This window comes from Mycobacterium branderi, from assembly GCF_010728725.1.
Lineage (GTDB): Bacteria > Actinomycetota > Actinomycetes > Mycobacteriales > Mycobacteriaceae > Mycobacterium > Mycobacterium branderi.
In genome coordinates this window covers 3,298,821-3,316,728 of the sequence record NZ_AP022606.1, presented here as the reverse complement: position 1 = coordinate 3,316,728, position 17,908 = coordinate 3,298,821, and the positions used below count along the sequence as shown (strand labels likewise).

General features: G+C 66.9%; 1 pseudogene (running past one end of the window). It reads right to left on the bottom strand.

What is annotated here, in order from left to right:
• Positions 1-17,908: pseudogene (locus G6N47_RS29710) on the bottom strand (non-ribosomal peptide synthase/polyketide synthase) (its annotated part extends 18,210 nt beyond the left edge of the window); the annotation flags it as partial.

Sequence of the window (17,908 nt, the reverse complement as noted above, 5' to 3'; positions counted from 1 at the left end):
GGTGTTGACGAAAAATCCGACCAGTTCGTCGAGCGCGGGGCCTCGCCGCCCGGCGATCGGAAACCCCACGGCCACATCGGAACTGGCGCTGAGCTTGGCCAGCAGGACCGCCAGGGCGGCTTGCATGACCATGAAGCTGGTCGCCTTGTGTTGGCGCGCCATCCGGGTCACCTGCTGCTGCAGTTCCGCTGGCCAGTCGACCGCGATGCTGGCGCCGCGCTGGTCGGCGATCGGTGGGTAGGGCCGATCGGTAGGAAGCTCAATGCGCTCAGGCATCCCGGCCAGGGCATCTTGCCAATAGGCGAGTTGCGCGGCGATGGGGCTGTCGGGATCGTCGAGATCGCCAAGCTGCTCTCGCTGCCACAGCGTGTAGTCGGCGTACTGCAGCGCCAGCGGGTCCCAGTCCGGGGCTTGCCCCGCACACCGGGTGGCATAGGCCAGTCCGAGATCACGCACCAGCGGTGCGATCGACCAGCCGTCGGCGGCAATGTGGTGCACCACGGCCACCAACACGTGCTCGTCAGCGCTTTGCTTGAAAAGCCTTGTCCACAAAGGGACATCCGTTGACAGGTCGAACGTGTGACGCGTGGCCGCGCCAATGGCCGCATCCAGTTGGTCGCCGGGCCAGCCGGTGGCATCGACAACATCCCACCCGAAATCACTCTGTGCTGCGGGTACCACCACCTGTGCAGGGATGCCCTCGGCTGCGACGAACAAGGTGCGAAGGGTTTCATGGCGGCCCACCACGTCGGCCAGCGCCGCATGCAGGGCATCGGCGTCGAGGGGTCCACTTAACCGCAATGCCACCGCGATGTTGTAAACCGGTGAGGGACCTTGCAACTGGTCGATGAACCACAGCCGCTGCTGGGCAAACGACAACGGCACCACCGCGGGCCGCTCCATCGGCCGCAATGGTTCGACCCGGTCCGCACTCGCGCCGATACGAGATGCCAGCTGGGCCACCGTCGGCGCCTCGAACACGTTGCGCACCGAAAGATCAGCACCCAGGCTGGTGTTGATCGCGGCGACCACCCGCATCGCCGATAGTGAATCTCCGCCGAGGTCGGTAAACGACTCGTCGGCCCCGACGCGTTCGAGTCCGAACACTTGCGCGTAGATGCCCGCCACGATTTCCTCGACGGGGTTGGTGGGAGCACGATATCCACCCGGGGTGTGTTCGGGTGCCGGCAGGGCGCGGACGTCCAGTTTGCCGTTGGGGGTCAGCGGCAATGCCTCCAACACCACTACCGCGGCCGGGACCATGTACTCCGGAAGCCGCTCGGCCAACTGGTCGCGTATCTCGGTCGGGTCGGCGGTGCCGGTGATGTAGCCGACGAGGCGTTTGTCGCCGGGGCGGTCTTGGCGGGCGATCACCGCTGCCTGCTGCACCCCGTCCAATGAGCTTAGGGTGGCTTGGATTTCGCCGAGTTCGATGCGATACCCGCGGATCTTGACCTGCTCGTCGGCGCGCCCCAGATAGTCCAGCTGTCCGTCGGGCCGCCAGCGCACCAAATCCCCGGTGCGATACATCCGTGTCCCGGACCCGCCGAATGGGCATGCCACAAACCGCGACGCCGTCAACTCCACGCGTCCCACGTAACCGAGGGCAACCCCGGTGCCGGCCACGTACAACTCGCCGACCACCCCGGGCGGCACCGGACGCAACCCGGCGTCGAGCACGAACAACGCCGCCCCCGCCACCGGCGACCCGATCGGCGGCGATCCCGACCCCGGCCTCAGCGGCGCGCTGATCGCCACGCACATCGTGGTCTCGGTCGGGCCGTAGGCGTCGACCATCAGCCGCCCCGGCGCCCACCGATCAACCACCTCGGCCGGACAGGCCTCCCCGGCCAGCACCAATGCCGTCGACTCCAACCCCGCCGGCGCCAACACCCCTATCCCAGATGGTGTCTGGGTGAGCACCGTGACCTGTTCGGCGACAAGAACGTCGTGGAAGTGCTCCGGTGAGCGGACCACCGCTTCGGGCACCACCACGAGCCGCCCGCCGCGTAACAGCGCGCCGAAAATTTCCCACACCGACACGTCGAACGCCAAGGAATGCGACTGTGCCCACGTTCCCATCACGGGCAGACCCGCATCCAGGGACTCCATCAGCTGGGTGACGTTACGATGGGTAACGGCAACGCCTTTGGGCACCCCGGTGGTGCCGGAGGTATAGATCAGGTAAGCGATGTCACCTGGGCCGGCGCTGGGCAGTGCCGTGTCCGGTTGGCTCTTTGCGGCGGGGTCATCGACATCTATGACCGGCAGGTCGTGCCGGTGTAACCGCGCGGCCAGGTCCGTGGTGGTGATCGCGGCGACGGGGGCGGCGTCGTCGAGCATGAACTTGATGCGGGCCGCGGGCAGCGCCGGGTCGATCGGCAGATAGGCCGCCCCGGCCTTGAGCACCGCCAGTACCGCCACAATCGCTTCGGTTGACCGCGAAAACAGCAGCGCCACACACCGTCCCGGCCTCGCACCGTGTCGGACCAGCAGGTGCGCCAACCGGTTCGCGGCCTCGTCGAGCTCGCGGTACGTCAACGAGCGGCCTTGGCAGCTGATCGCCACCGCATCCGGGGTGCGGGCCACCTGCGCGGCGAACAACACCGGAATCGACCCGGACCCGGTCACCGGTTTGGTCAATACCTGCCGATTGCCGACCTCATCCAACAGGGCATGTTCACGCTCGTCGAGCACATCCACCGACGACCACCGCCGGACGGGATCGGCTGTCATCGCCACCAACACCCGCTCCAGCCGCTCGGTCAGCGAACGGATGGTGGCCGCGTCGAAGACGTCGGTGCGAAACTCCACGTCGCCGCCAATGCCGGCGGGGTCACCGGACTCGTTCCAGCGTTCGGTCAAGTGGAACGCCAAATCTATGCGGGCGGTGCGGGTCTCGATGGACATCGGCGTGACCTGCAGGTCCCCCAAAGCCAAGCCGGCGGCGGAGTTGGTGCCGCGCCCGGGAAGGTTCTGCCAGTCCAACACCACCTGCACCAGCGGGTGATGGGTCAGGCTGCGGGTCGGGTTGAGTCGCTCGACCAGCACCTCGAACGGCACGTCCTGGTGCTCATAGGCGGCCAGGCTGCGCCGCCGCACCTGGGCCAGCAGCTCGGCAAAGGTTGGGTCCCCGGCAAGGTCGACTCGCAATACCAAGGTGTTGACGAAAAACCCGACCAGTTCGTCGAGTGCCGGGTCGCGGCGGCCTGCGATCGGGAACCCCACGGCCACATCGGAACTGGAACTGAGCTTGGACAGCAAGACTGCCAGCGCCGCCTGGATCACCATGAAACTGGTCGCGTTGTGCTCACGGGCCACCTGGGCCACCCGCTGCTGCAACTCGACCGGCCAGTCGACCACCAGGCTCGCGCCGCGGTGATCAGCGACCGGCGGGTAGGGCCGATCGGTCGGAAGGTCAAGGCGCTCAGCCATGTCGGCGAGCGCATCCTCCCAGTAGGCCAATTGCGCGGCGATTGGGCTACCACTGTCATCGAGGTCACCGAACTGGGCGCGTTGCCAGAGTGTGTAATCGACGTACTGCACTGGCAACGGTGCCCAGTCGGGGACCCGCCCCGCGGCGCGGCTGGCATAGGCCGAGCTCAGATCGTGCACGAGCGGCGCGATCGACCAGCCATCCGCGGCGATATGGTGCAGCACTGCAACCACGACATGTTCGTCAGCGCTGACAGTGAACAGCCTTGCCAGCAACGGGATCTCGACTGCCAAGTCGAACGTGTGACGGGCCACCTCGTCGATGGCCTCATCCAGCCGGCTTTCCGGCCACCCGGTGGCATCGACAACGTCCCACCCAAAATCGGCACGCTCGACAGGGACAACGATCTGACGGGGCACCCCCTCGACGCTGCCGAACACTGTGCGCAGACTCTCGTGGCGGGCCACCACATCGGCAAGCGCGACACCGAGGGCGTGGGCGTCGAGCCGTCCACTGAGCCGCAATGCCACTGCCATGTTGTAAACCGGTGAAGGGCCCTGGAATTGCTCGAGGAACCACAATCGTTGCTGGGCAAACGACAACGGCACCACCCGTGGCCGTTCGACCGGCCGCAATGGTTCGAGCCGACCCGCAGCCTCACCTATACGGGACGCCAACTGGGCCACCGTGGGCGCCTCGAACAAGGTGCGCACCGAGACGTCGACATCCATGCCCGTATTGAGTGCGGCGATCAGGCGCATCGCCGACAACGAATCTCCGCCCAGGTCGAAGAACGAGTCGTCAACCCCGACACGCTCGACGCCGAGTACTTGGGCGTAGATGCCGGCCAGGATCTCCTCGACCGCGGTGGCCGGGGCGCGGTAGCGGTCGGCGCCGGTGTACTCGGGTGCCGGCAGGGCGCGCTTGTCGAGTTTCCCGTTGGGCGTCAACGGTATCGAGTCGAGTGCCACGACAGCGGCTGGCACCATGTAGGCCGGCAGCCGCTCGGCCAACTGATCGCGGATCTGGGCCGGATCGGCGCCGCCGGTGACGTAGCCGACGAGGCGCTTGTCGCCGGGACGGTCCTCGCGGGCGACTACCGCCGCCTGCTGCACGCCATCCAAACCGCTTAGGGCCGATTGGATTTCGCCGAGTTCGATGCGATACCCGCGGATCTTGACCTGCTCGTCGGCGCGGCCCAGGTAATCCAGCTGTCCGTCGGCCCGCCAGCGCACCAGATCGCCGGTGCGATACATCCGCTGCCCCGAAGCCCCGAACGGGCACGCCACAAACCGCGACGCCGTCAACGGCGCTCGGCGCACATACCCCACTCCCACCCCGGTGCCGGCCACATACAACTCCCCGACCACACCCGCGGAGACTGGGCGCAACCAGCCGTCGAGCACGAACAGCGCCGCCCCCGGCACCGGCGCCCCGATCGGCGGCGCACCCGAGCCCGGCCTCAGCGGCGCACTGATCGCCGCGTACACCGTGGTTTCGGTGGGACCGTAGGCGTTGACCATCAGCCGTCCGGGCGCCCACCGATCCACCACCTCGGCGGGGCAGGGCTCGGCGGCGATCACCAACGCCGTCGATTCCAACCCCTGCGGTGAGAGCGCCGCCACTGCAGACGGGGTTTGGCTCAAGACACTGACTTCTTCAGCGGACAACAAGGACTGGAAGTCATCTGGTGACCCGGCGACCGACTCGGGCACCACCACCAGCCGCCCGCCGTGTAGCAGGGCACCCCAGATCTCCCACACCGAGAAGTCGAAGGCATACGAATGACACTGGGTCCACACCTGCTCCGGTTCTAATTTCAAACCGGCACAGCATGTTTCGAAAAGCCGAGCGACGTTGTGATGGGTGACCGCCACACCTTTCGGAACTCCGGTGGTGCCCGAGGTGTAGATGATGTGGGCGATGTCGTCGGGGGCCGGCGGCGGCGGCGCGGTGCTGGGCTGGGAGCGCACAGCAGGATCGTCGACGTCGATGACCGCGACGTCATGCCCGTCGAGCCGCTTGGCCAGCCCACTGGTGGTGATCGCGGCGATCGGTGCGGCGTCGTCGAGCATGAACCCGATTCGGGTCGCCGGCAGCGACGGGTCGATCGGCAGGTAGGCAGCTCCGGTTTTGAGCACCGCCAGGATTGCGACGATAACTTCGGCCGATCGCGAAAACAGCAGTGCCACAGACTGTCCCGGGGCGGCACCGTTTTCGGCAAGCAGGTGAGCCAACCGGTTGGCGGCCTCGTCAAGCTGGCGGTAGGTCAGTGAGCGGCCTTGGCAGCTGATCGCCACGGCGTCCGGGGTACGGGCGACCTGGGCGGCGAACAACGCCGGAACCGACGTCGGTGTGCTCGGCGGCCGGCTCAATTCCGCCCGGTGACCGATCTCGTCGAGGCGGGCGTGCTCGGCGGCGTCGAGCAGGTCGATCGACGACAACCGGCCGGTCGGCTCGGCGGCCATCGCCGCCAGCAACTGCTCGAACCGCCCGATGAGTGATGCGATGGTGTCTGCCTCGATCACATCGGTGTCGTATGCCACCCGGAAGCCGATTTCACTGCCGGGCAGGGCTTGCACTGTCAGCGGGTAGTGGGTGTATTCGCGAATGCTGACATCGCCGATGCCCAACTCGTTGCCCGCCAAGGCGGCACCGTCCAGTGGGTAGTTTTCGTAGGCGAAAACGGTGTCGAACAGTTTGTCATGACCGGTGGCGCGGTGAATCTCGTTGAGCGCCAAGTGCTGGTGCTCGAGTGTGTCGTTGTGGACGTTTTGTAGCTGCTCGAGCAGGTCTGCGGTGGTGGTGGTCGCGGTAATGCGCGCCCGCACCGGCACGGTGTTGATGAACAGACCCACCATGGAGTCGACGCCGACCAGGTCGGCGGGCCGGCCCGAGACGGCAGCACCGAAGGCGACATCGTGTTGACCGGTCAGCCAGCACAGCAGCTGCGCGAGAGCGGCCTGCAGCACGGTGTTGACGGTGGTGTGAGACGAGCGCGCCAGCTCGGTGACGGCCGCTGTGGTTTGGGCTGACACCCAAAACGATTCAACGCTACGGGCGCCCAGCGACAACCGATCCGGCGGGGCGAACAGCGTCGGGGTGTCGAAGCCGGCGAGTGCCTCGCGCCAGGCGGTGCGGGCGGCGTCGAGGTCACGGTCGGCCAGCCAGGTAACAAACTTCCGATACGACGTGGCGGCCGGTAGCGGCTGTCCGCTGTAGCCGGCGAAGATGTCTCGCAACAGGATTGGCAATGACCAGCCGTCGAGCACGATGTGATGATTGGTCAGCACAAACCGATGCCGATCGGGCCCGATACGGATCAGCGCCACCCGGAAGGCGGGCTCGTAACCGAGATCGCAGACCGCGGCCCGCTCGGCGGCGCACAGCTGCTGGATCTGCTCCTCGACGTCGCCGCCGTCCAGTTCGAGGTAGCGCCAGGGCACGGCCGGTTCGGCGAGAATGATCTGCACCGGCTCGTCGAACCGATCGCAGAAGCGGGCCACCAAGTTGGGATGCCTGTTGACCACCATGTGCAACGTTTCGCGCAAACGATCGGGATCCAGCGCACCGCTCAAGGTGATCTGCAGCTGCACCGCATACACGTCGTCGTCACCGGTTTGAGCGGCGCCGGCGTGGAAGAGCAGCCCTTGCTGAAGCGGGGTCAGCGGCAAGATGTCGGCGAGCTCGTATTGCCGCTGCAACTCATCGATCTGCTCTTGGTCCAGCCGGGCGGGAGCAATATCGGAGGGCGTCAGCCCGCCGCCACCGGCTCGCACATGGGCACAAATGCCGGCCAGGGCTTCAAACCACAACCGGCTCAACCGATTTACCTGTGCTTCATCGAGAGCCGAGGGCGCCCATCTCCAGTCGGCGTGTAGCCGCGGGCCCACGTCGGTGTCGACGGTGCCGGCGTTGAGCTCGATGGTGTGCGCCAGCGGCATCGGTATCGCCGCGGCCGGGGCGGTAACCGACATGCCGTCGGGGCAGACCCGCCACACCTCGCCGGACACCTCATCCGAGGCGCCCAGCCGACCCAGATAATTGAACCCGATCGACGGATCCTGCCCGTCCAGACCAATATCGGGATTCAGATAACGCAGCGCCCCATAGCTCAGCGGGTGGGGCAGGGCGCGAAGCTGCTCTTTAGCGTACTTGAGCATCGTCCCGAGGTCCGCTGCGCCGGAATGCACTTGCGCCCAGTCCAATCGGCCTACCGCGAATGCCACCGGGTATTTGGTGGTGAACCACCCCACCGTGCGTGACAGGTCCACGTCGGGGGCCAGTTCCTCGTGGCGGCCGTGGCCCTCCACGTCGATGGCAATCGGCGCGCTGCCGTTTCCGACAAACCGCGCAACCGCCAAACCGAAAGCGATCAATAGGATTTCGTGCATCCCCGCGTGGAAGGCCGCTGGTACCTCGTCCAGAAGCGTGCGGGTGGTTTCGGCGTCCAGCGAAACCGACAAATGTCCCGCGGTTTCGTAGGTATCGGTCTCGGGGCGCACCGCCGGCAGAGCGGTCCAGGCTCCCGCCGCCTGCTTCCAGGCATCGGCCAACTCCACGACCTCGGGGCGGCTGGCGTACTCGGTGAGCAGCGACGCCCACCGCGCAAACGAAGTGCCCCAGGCCGGTAAGACCACCGGCTGTCGGTTGCGGCGTTGGGTCCAGGCGACGTTGAGGTCTCCCAATAGGATTCGCCATGACACGGCGTCGATGGCCAAATGGTGAATGATCAACGCCAGCTGCCGGCTCTGGGCTACCCATAGCGCGCGAAGCATCACCCCGTCGGCCGGGTCCAGCCGCGAGCGCGCCGCGATCAGCGCCTCGGTGGAGAGCTCGTCGACTGTTCGCACGCGGTCGCGGGCCTCGAGCGTGCCGGCCTCGGGCACGGTCAACGACTGCCCGTCGGGGTTGAGCCGGGCCCGCAGCATGCCGTGGCGATCCAGCAGCGCCTGCACCAGCACCACCACGTCGGCCTCGGTGACGCCGTGGGGGGCTTGTAGCAGAACGGTCTGGTTGAACTGATCTATCGCGCCGTCAATGCTGTGCAGCCAGCGCATAATCGGGGTGGCCACCACCTGGCCCAGGCCCTCGTCGGCCGGGCCGGTCTCACCGGCGCTGCTGACCACCCGGGCCAGCCGGGCCACACTCTGCTCGACGAACACATCACGGGGCCGACACATCAAACCCGCCGCCCGGGCGCGCGCGACCACCTGCATCGCCGAGATGCTGTCGCCGCCCAGATCGAAGAACGACTCGTCGACCCCGACCCGCTTCATACCGAGCACCTGGGCGTAGATGCCGGCCAACACTTCCTCGACCGCGTTGCCCGGGGCCCGATAGTGGCCAGCGGTGTAGTCCGGTGCGGGCAAGGCGCGAATGTCAAGTTTGCCGTTGGGCGTCAACGGCAACGCGTCGAGGGCCACCACCGCGGCCGGCACCATGTAGGCCGGCAGCCGCTCACCGAGCTTCTGGCGGATCTGCGCCGGGTCGGCGTGGCCGGTGACATAGCCGATCAGGCGTTTGTCGCCGGGGCGATCCTCGCGGGCGATCGCCACCGCCTGCTCCACCCCATCGAGTGCGCTTAAGGCTGCTTGGATTTCACCGAGTTCGATGCGATACCCGCGGATCTTGACCTGCTCATCGGCGCGCCCCAGATACTCCAGCTGCCCATCAGGGCGCCAGCGCACCACATCCCCGCTGCGATACATCCGCATCCCGGGAGTCCCGAACGGGCAGGCCACAAACCGCGACGCCGTCAACGGCGCCCGACCCACATAACCGAGGGCAACCCCGGCGCCGGCGATATACAACTCCCCGACCACCCCGGCCGGCACCGGACGCAACCACGCATCGAGCACAAACAACGCCGCCCCCGCCACCGGCGACCCGATCGGCGGCGACCCGGAACCGGCTGTCAACGGGGCGCTGATCGCCACACATCGTGGACTCGGTCGGCCCGTAGGCGTTGAGCATCACCCGCCCCGGCGCCCAGCGATCCACCACCTCAACCGGGCACGCCTCCCCGGCCACCACCAACGCCGCCGACTCCAACCCCTCCGGGGTCAAAACACCCACCGCCGACGGGGTTTGAGTCAGTACGCTGACCTGCTCGGCAACCAGCAACGCATGCAAGTCTTCCGCACAGTGCGCCACCTCCTCGGGTATCACCACCACCCGGCCACCACGCAACAACGCACCGAAGATCTCCCACACCGACACGTCAAACGCCAACGAATGACTATGCGACCACACCCCCGCCGCCGGCAGACCCGCATCCAACGACCCCAACAACTGCGTCACACCGCGATGCGTCACCGCAACACCCTTAGGCACACCGGTAGTGCCCGACGTGTAAATCAAGTACGCAACCTCATCCGGGTGCGGCACCGGCAACGCAGTGGCGGGCTGGGCCTCGATGCCGGGGTCATCGACATCGACGAGCGCCACACCGAACCCGTCCAGTCGCCCCCGCAGCTCGCCGGTGGTGACCACGGCCACCGGCGCGGCATCATCGAGCACGAACTCGATACGCGCCGCCGGCAGCGACGAGTCGATCGGCAGATAAGCCGCCCCGGTCTTGAGCACCGCCAACATCGCCACAATCGCCTCCGCCGACCGCGACAACAACAGCCCCACACACCGCCCCGGCCCCGCACCCTGAGCAACCAGCAAGTGCGCCAACCGATTCGCCGCCTCATCCAACTCGCGATACGTCAACGACCGGCCCCGGAAACGAACCGCCACCGCATCCGGCATCCGAGCCACCTGCACGGCAAACAACCCCGCAACCGACACCGCAGCAGCGCTGGGCCGGGTCAAGGCCGCCCGGTGACCCCAGCCGTCCAACCGGACGCGCTCCGTCTCGTCGAGCACATCAATCGACGACAACCGACGCGACGGCTCAGCAGCCAACACCACCAACACCCGCTCCAACCGCCCGATCAACGCCTCGACGCTGCCCGCGTCGAACACATCGGTGCGAAACTCCACCGCACCACCAAGCCCCGCAGGCTCACCCGCCTCGGTGAAACGCTCACTCACGGAGAATGTGAGATCCATACGGGCGCTGCGCGTCTCGACGGGCAGCGGTATGGCCTGCAGATCACCCAAAGCCAGCCTCGCGGGCTCGTTGTTCTGCCAGGCCAACGCCACCTGCACCAAGGGATGATGGTTCAGGCTTCGGGTCGGGTTGAGCCGCTCCACCAACACCTCGAACGGCACGTCCTGGTGCTCGAAAGCCTCCAGGCTGCGCGCCCGCACCTGCGCCAGCAACTCCGCAAAGGCCAGATCCCCGGTGACATCGACCCGCAACACCAAGGTGTTGACGAAAAACCCCACCAGCTCGTCGAGTGCCGGGTCGCGCCGCCCAGCGGCCGGAAATCCCAGCGCCACATCGGAACTGGCGCTGAGCTTCGACAACAACACCGCCAAGGCAGCCTGGATCACCATGAAGCTCGTGGCGTTGTGCGCGCGGGCCACCCTCGCCACCTGCTGCTGCAACTCGGCCGGCCACTCCACCGCCACACTGGCCCCGCGATAATCGGCCACTGACGGATAAGGCCGATCGGTCGGCAACTGCAGCCGCTCCGGCATCCCCGCCAGCGCCCGTTCCCAATAGTCCAGCTGCGCGGCGATCGGGCTATCGGGATCGTCGAGCTCACCGAACTGGGCGCGCTGCCACAGCGTGTAATCGACATACTGCACAGGCAGCGGTGACCAGTCCGGAGCCTGCCCGGCGCACCGACTGGCATAGGCCACACCCAGATCGCGCACGAGCGGCGTGATCGACCAACCATCCGCGGCGATATGGTGCACGGCCGCCACCAGTACGTGCTCGACCTCGGTTACGCGGAAAAGGCGTGCCCGCAATGGGATTTCGGCGGACAGATCAAACGTATGACGGGCCGACGCACCGATCGCCTCATCCAGCCGGCCTTCCGACCAGCCGCCGGCATCGACAATCTCCCAGCCGAAATCGGCGCGCTCGGCAGGCACCACCACCTGCCGGGGTATCCCGTCGGGAGCGACGAACAGTGTGCGCAGGCTCTCATGGCGACCCACCACATCGCCCAGCGCCGCCTCCAACGCGTCGGCATCAAGGCGGCCACATAACCGCAACGCCGCGGCCATGTTGTAAACCGGTGAGGGGCCCTGCAATTGGTCCAGGATCCACAACCGGTTCTGCGCGAACGACAACGGCACGACGGCCGGCCGCTCAACCGGCAGTAACGGCTCCCGTCGGCCCGCGCCCACACCGACACGCCGAGCCAATTGCGCCACCGTGGGCGCCTCGAACACGACGCGCACCGAAAGGCCGGCATCCAGTGACGTATTGATCGCAGCGATCACCCGCATCGCCGACAGCGAATCCCCACCCAGATCGAAGAAGGAGTCGTCGACGCCGACACGCTCAAGCCCGAGGACTTGGGCATAGATGCCGGCCAGGATCTCCTCAATAGCGTTGGTAGGAGCGCGGTACCGAGCGCCGGTGTATTCGGGTACCGGTAGGGCGCGCGTATCGAGTTTGCCGTTGACCGTCAGCGGCAACGAGTCCAACACCACGACCGCGGACGGGATCATGTAGGCCGGCAGCCGCTCGGCCAACTTGTCGCGGATCTGTGCCGGGTCCGCCTTCCCGGTGACATAACCGACCAGGCGCTTGTCGCCGGGATGGTCCTCGCGCGCGATCACCGCCGCCTGCTCCACCCCGTCGCAGTCGGCCAGGGCAGTTTGCACGTCGCCGAGTTCGATGCGATACCCGCGGACCTTGACCTGACCGTCGGCGCGGCCCACATAGTCGAGCTGGCCATCCGCGCGCCAGCGCACCAGATCACCGGTGCGATACATCCTCTGCCCGCCAGCCCCGAACGGACACGCCACAAACCGCGACCCGGTCAAAGCGGCCCGCCGCCAATACCCATACGTGACACCCCGACCGGCGACATACAGCTCGCCCGTCACGCCGGCGGGCACCGGGCGCAACCACCTGTCCAGGACAAACAACGCCGCGCCCGGCACCGGCGACCCGATCGGCGGCGTACCCGAACCCGGCCTCAGCGGCGCGCTCAACGCCGTGTACCACGTCTCGCTCGGCCCGTAGGCGTTGATCATCACCCGCCGTGGCGCCCAGCGATCCACCACCTCGGGCGGACACGGCTCACCGCCCACCAGCAAGGCCACCCCGTCCAAATCCCGCGGCGACAACGTGGCCACAGCCGATGGTGTCTGATTCAAGACGCTGACTTGCTCACTGACCAGCAACGCGTGGAAGTCTTCGGGTGAGCGGGCCACCGACTCGGGCACCATCACCAATCGCCCGCCTCGCAGCAGCGCACCCCAGATCTCGAAGACCGAAACGTCGAAACCGTAGGAATGCCACTGTGACCACACCCCCGGTGCGGGCAGACCTACGTCCAGTGAGTCGAACAACTGGGTCACATTGTGATGGCTGACGGCCACCCCCTTCGGGACGCCTGTGGTGCCCGAGGTGTAAATGATGTGGGAGACATCGTCGGGGCGCGGCGACGGCAGGGCGGTACCCGTCTGTGCGGCGATGGCGGGGTCGTTGACGTCGACGACGGTCACATCCAACCCGTCCAGCCGCGTGCGCAGGTCCGCAGTGGTGATCGCGGCGATCGGCGCAGCGTCGGCAAGGATGACCGCAATTCGCGCGTCCGGCAACGCCGGGTCCATCGGCAGGTAGGCGGCGCCGGCCTTCAGCGCCGCCAAAGCTGCCACAATCGCCTCGGCCGACCGCGAAAACAGCAGGGCCACACTCTGTCCCGGGCCGGCGCCGTGACCGGCCAGCAGATGCGCCAACCGGTTGGCCGCCTCGTCAAGTTCGCGATAAGTCCATGAACGCTCACCGCTTACCAGCGCTACCGCATCCGCGGCCTCGCCCACCCTGGCGGCGAACAAGTCCGGAATTGACACCGTGGCGGGTGCGGCCGCGGTCAACACCGCCCGGTTACCAGCCTGGTCCAACCGGGCACGCTCGGGCTCGTCGAGCAGATCGACCGACGACAACGGCCGGCCCGGGTCGCCGACCATCGCCGCCAGCACCCGCTCGAACCGCTCGATCAGCGCCTCGACGCTGGAAGCGTCGAACACGTCAGTGCGAAATTCGACGTCCCCGCTGATCCCCGCGGGTTCGCCACTTTCGGTCCACCGTTCGGCAAGCGAAATCACCAAATCCATGCGGGCCGTTTGGGTGTCGACCGGCAGCTGCGTGACCTCCAGCTCCCTCAGGTTCAGTCCGGCCGCGGGACCGCTCGTGTGCCCGGGGAAGTTCTGCCACGTCAACAGCACCTGGACCAACGGGTGATGGGTCAGGCTGCGGGTCGGGTTGAGCCGCTCGACCAGCACCTCGAACGGCACGTCCTGGTGCTCGTAGGCGGCCAGGCTGCGCCGCCGCACCTGGGCCAGCAACTCGGCCACAGTGGGGTCACCCGAGAGGTCGACGCGCAGCACCAAGGTGTTGACGAAAAACCCCACCAGCTCGTCGAGCACCGGATCGCGGCGCCCGGCGATCGGAAACCCCACGGCCACATCGGAACTGGCGCTGAGCTTGGCCAGCAGCACTGCCAGGGCGGCCTGAACCACCATGAAGCTGCTCGCGTCGTGCTGACGAGCCACATTGCGGACCCGTTGCTGCAAGTCGGCCGGCCACTGCACCGTCACGCTGGCGCCGCGGTGATCGGCAACCGGCGGATAAGGCCGGTCGGTCGGCAGCTCCAGCCGCTCGGGCATCCCGGCCAGGGCCTGTTCCCAGTAGGCCAGCTGCGCGGCGATGGGGCTGTCCGGATCGTCGAACTCGCCGAACTGCGCCCGCTGCCACAGCGTGTAATCGACGTACTGTACTGGCAACTCGGCCCACTCGGGAGTCCGGCCGGCACACCTGCTGGCATAGGCTGCACCCAGATCAGCGGCCAGCGGCCTCAGCGACCAGCCGTCGGCGGCGATATGGTGAACCACCACCACCAGCACATGCTCGTCGTCGACACCGTGGAAAAGGCTTGCACGCAAAGGGATCTCAGTCGCCAGGTTGAACGTGTAGCGAACTGCCGAGGAGATCGCGTCCTGCAGCCGGCTCGCCGGCCACTCGGCGGCTTCAACGACGTCCCACCCGAATTCGGCCCGCTCGGCCGGGATGACCACCTGTCGTGGAATCCCCTCAGGTGCCATGAACAGCGTGCGCAGGCTCTCGTGGCGAGCGACCACGTCGCCCAATGCGTGATGCAGCGCGTCGGTATCCAGGTTGCCGCGCAGCCGCAACGCCGCCGCGATGTTGTAAACCGGTGAGGGACCTTGCAACTGGTCGATGAACCACAACCGCTGCTGGGCAAACGACAACGGCACCACCGCAGGTCGCTCCGCCGGCCGCAATGGTTCGAGCCGGCCCGCGCCCACGCCGATACGGGACGCCAACTGAGCCACCGTCGGCGCCTCGAACACCGCGCGCACTGCAAGGCCGGCGTCCAGGCTGGTGTTGATGGCGGCGATCACCCGCATCGCCGACAGCGAATCCCCGCCCAAATCGAAGAAGGAGTCGTCGACCGCGACGCGTTCCAGTCCGAGCACTTGGGCGTAGATGCCGGCCAAGATCTCCTCGACGACGTTGGCAGGGGTCCGGGATCCGCCACCGGTGTATTCGGGCGCCGGCAGGGCGCGCGTGTCGAGCTTGCCGTTGGGCGTGAGCGGCAATGAGTCGAGGGCCACCACCGCAGCGGGCACCATGTAGTCGGGCAGCCGCTTTGCCAGCTCCTCGCGGACCTGCGCGGTGTCGACGGCGCCGGTGACGTAGCCCACCAGGCGTTTGTCGCCGCGGCGGTCCTCGCGGGCGATCACCACAGCCTGCTGCACCCCGTCCAAAGCGCTTAGGGCCGACTGGATTTCGCCGAGTTCGATGCGATACCCGCGGATCTTGACCTGCTCGTCGGCGCGCCCCAGATAGTCCAGCTGCCCATCAACCCGCCAGCGCACCAGATCCCCGGTGCGATACATCCGCTGCCCGGAAGCCCCGAACGGGCACGCCACAAACCGCGACCCGGTCAACGGTGCTCGGCGCACATACCCCACTCCCACACCGGTGCCGGCCACATACAACTCGCCCACCGCACCCGTCGGCACCGGGCGCAGCCAGGAATCGAGCACGAACAACGCCGCCCCCCGCACCGGCGACCCGATCGGCGGCGACCCCGACCCCGGCCTCAACGGCGCACTCATCGACGCATAAACCGTGGTCTCGGTCGGCCCGTAGGCGTTGACCATCACCCGCCCCGGCGCCCACCGGTCCACCATCTCGGCCGGGCACGCCTCCGCGGCGACCACCAACGTCGTCGAATCCAACCCCTCGGGCGTCAAAACACCTAGCGCCGAAGGGGTTTGGCTCAACACGCCGACCCGTTGGCTGACCAGCAGCTCGTGGAAATCTCGCGGGGAGCGAGTCACCGGCTCCGGAACCACCAGCAGCCGGCCGCCGTGCAGCAGGGCACCCCAGATCTCCCACACCGAGTAGTCGAAGGCATACGAATGACACTGCGTCCACACCTGTCCCGGCTCGGGTTGCAAGACGGCATCGGGTGAGTCGAACAGTCGGGTGATGTTGTGGTGGGTGACCGCCACGCCTTTGGGGGTGCCGGTTGTGCCCGACGTGTAGATGATGTGGGCGATGTCCTCGGGGGACGGCGCAGGTAGTGGTGTGCTGGGTTCCCTGTCAATAGCGGCGTTGTCGACATCGATGACCGCCACGTCGCACCCGTCGAGTCGGGAGCGCAGGTCCGCGGTGGTGACCGCGGCGACGGGCGCGGCATCGGCGAGCATGAACGCGATGCGCGCCGCCGGCACCACCGGGTCGATCGGCAGATACGCGGCGCCGGACTTCAAAACCGCCAGGATCGCCACGATCGCTTCGGTTGACCGCGAAAACAGCAGCGCCACACACCGTCCCGGCCCCGCACCGTGTCGGACCAGCAGGTGCGCCAACCGGTTTGCGGCCTCCTGCAGTTCCCGGTACGTCAGCGACCGTCCGTCGCACATCAGCGCCACCGCATCTGGGGTGCGGGCCACCTGCTCGGCGAACAACACCGGGACCGACGCGGACGCCGTCGCGGGCTGAGTCAACACCGCCCGGTTGCCCCACTCACCGAGACGGGCGCGCTCGCCGGTATCGACGACATCGACCGACGACAACAACCGGCCGGGGTCAGCGGTCATCGCCACCAACACGCGCTGCAAGCGCTCGACTAGATCGCGGGTTTCACAATTGCAGAACAATTGCCGGGGACCGGCGGTGTCGAGAAAAAGCTCCTCACCGCCCCGAATAAACCATAGTTCGAGCTGATCCTCGAAACCAGAATGGGTGACGGCACCCGATCCGGGAGCACCATCAAAGTCCGCTAACCTGGTCGCCGGAATGAAATTAACAATGACCCGGCCGGATGCCTCCCCGGAAGCGCCAAGGCGCGCCTTTTTCTCCAGAATATGCACGGGGAACCGCTGATGCTGCAGCGCTTCTCGCATTCGCGTATCGACATGCCGGCAAAACTCCGCAACCGAAGTCTGCGGCGACGTCGTCAACACCAACGGCACCGTCCCGGACAACATGCCGGGCACCGTCGCCGTTTCCGGGCGCACCCGGCGGCTGACCGGGAAGTCGAGCACCGCCTCCGAGCACTCGACGTCACCACCGTGAACCAAAAGTGCGCAGGCCGCGGTAATTACCGACGCCCGTCGCACTCCCAACGCCTGCGATAACCGGCGCAGCTCGGCAACGACGACGGGATCCAATTGAACCGGCACAGAAGAATCGGCCGGATCGCCGGACGGCGCGGGTGCCAACCGGTTGCGTGATGGGTTTTCCGCCGGAAGATTGCTCGCCCAATAGGCCTGGTCGTCGAGATAATCGCTGGAGTCCTCGTATTGCGACTCGCATTCCACCAGATCTTGCAGAGAGCCGAAGAAAGCCGGCGGAACCGGCGCACCGGAAGCCAGCGCAGAATACACTGCGGCGATCCGATGAGAAACCAGGGCGACGCCGATTCCGTCAATGACGATGTGATGGCAGCACACGAACAAATAGAATTCGTCGGCCGCTGTCTGGAATAACGCGAATTTGAACAGCGGGCCGCTCAGCGGCATTACCGTGCGCTGAATCGACGCCGCCAGCCGATAGGCGTCTCGAGCCGGATCTTGCGAACCAGTGAGGTCATAGCGGGCAAGCTCAACCTCGGGGTAATCAACCGCCCGCTGGAAAACCTGCCCGTCCACTTCGAAGAAGGCGGCTCTCAGCGGTTCGGCCTCGCGCACCACTTCGCGGACCGCACGCTCCAGCACACGAGGCTCGATCGTGCCCTCGATCCGCGCAAGTACGCCCAGCTGCCACTTCGCACCGCAATGCCCGGTTTCAGCCGCAAGCCATATGTCGAGCTGACCCCGCGTCAGCGGAAAGTATCGGCCAGAAACCTCCAT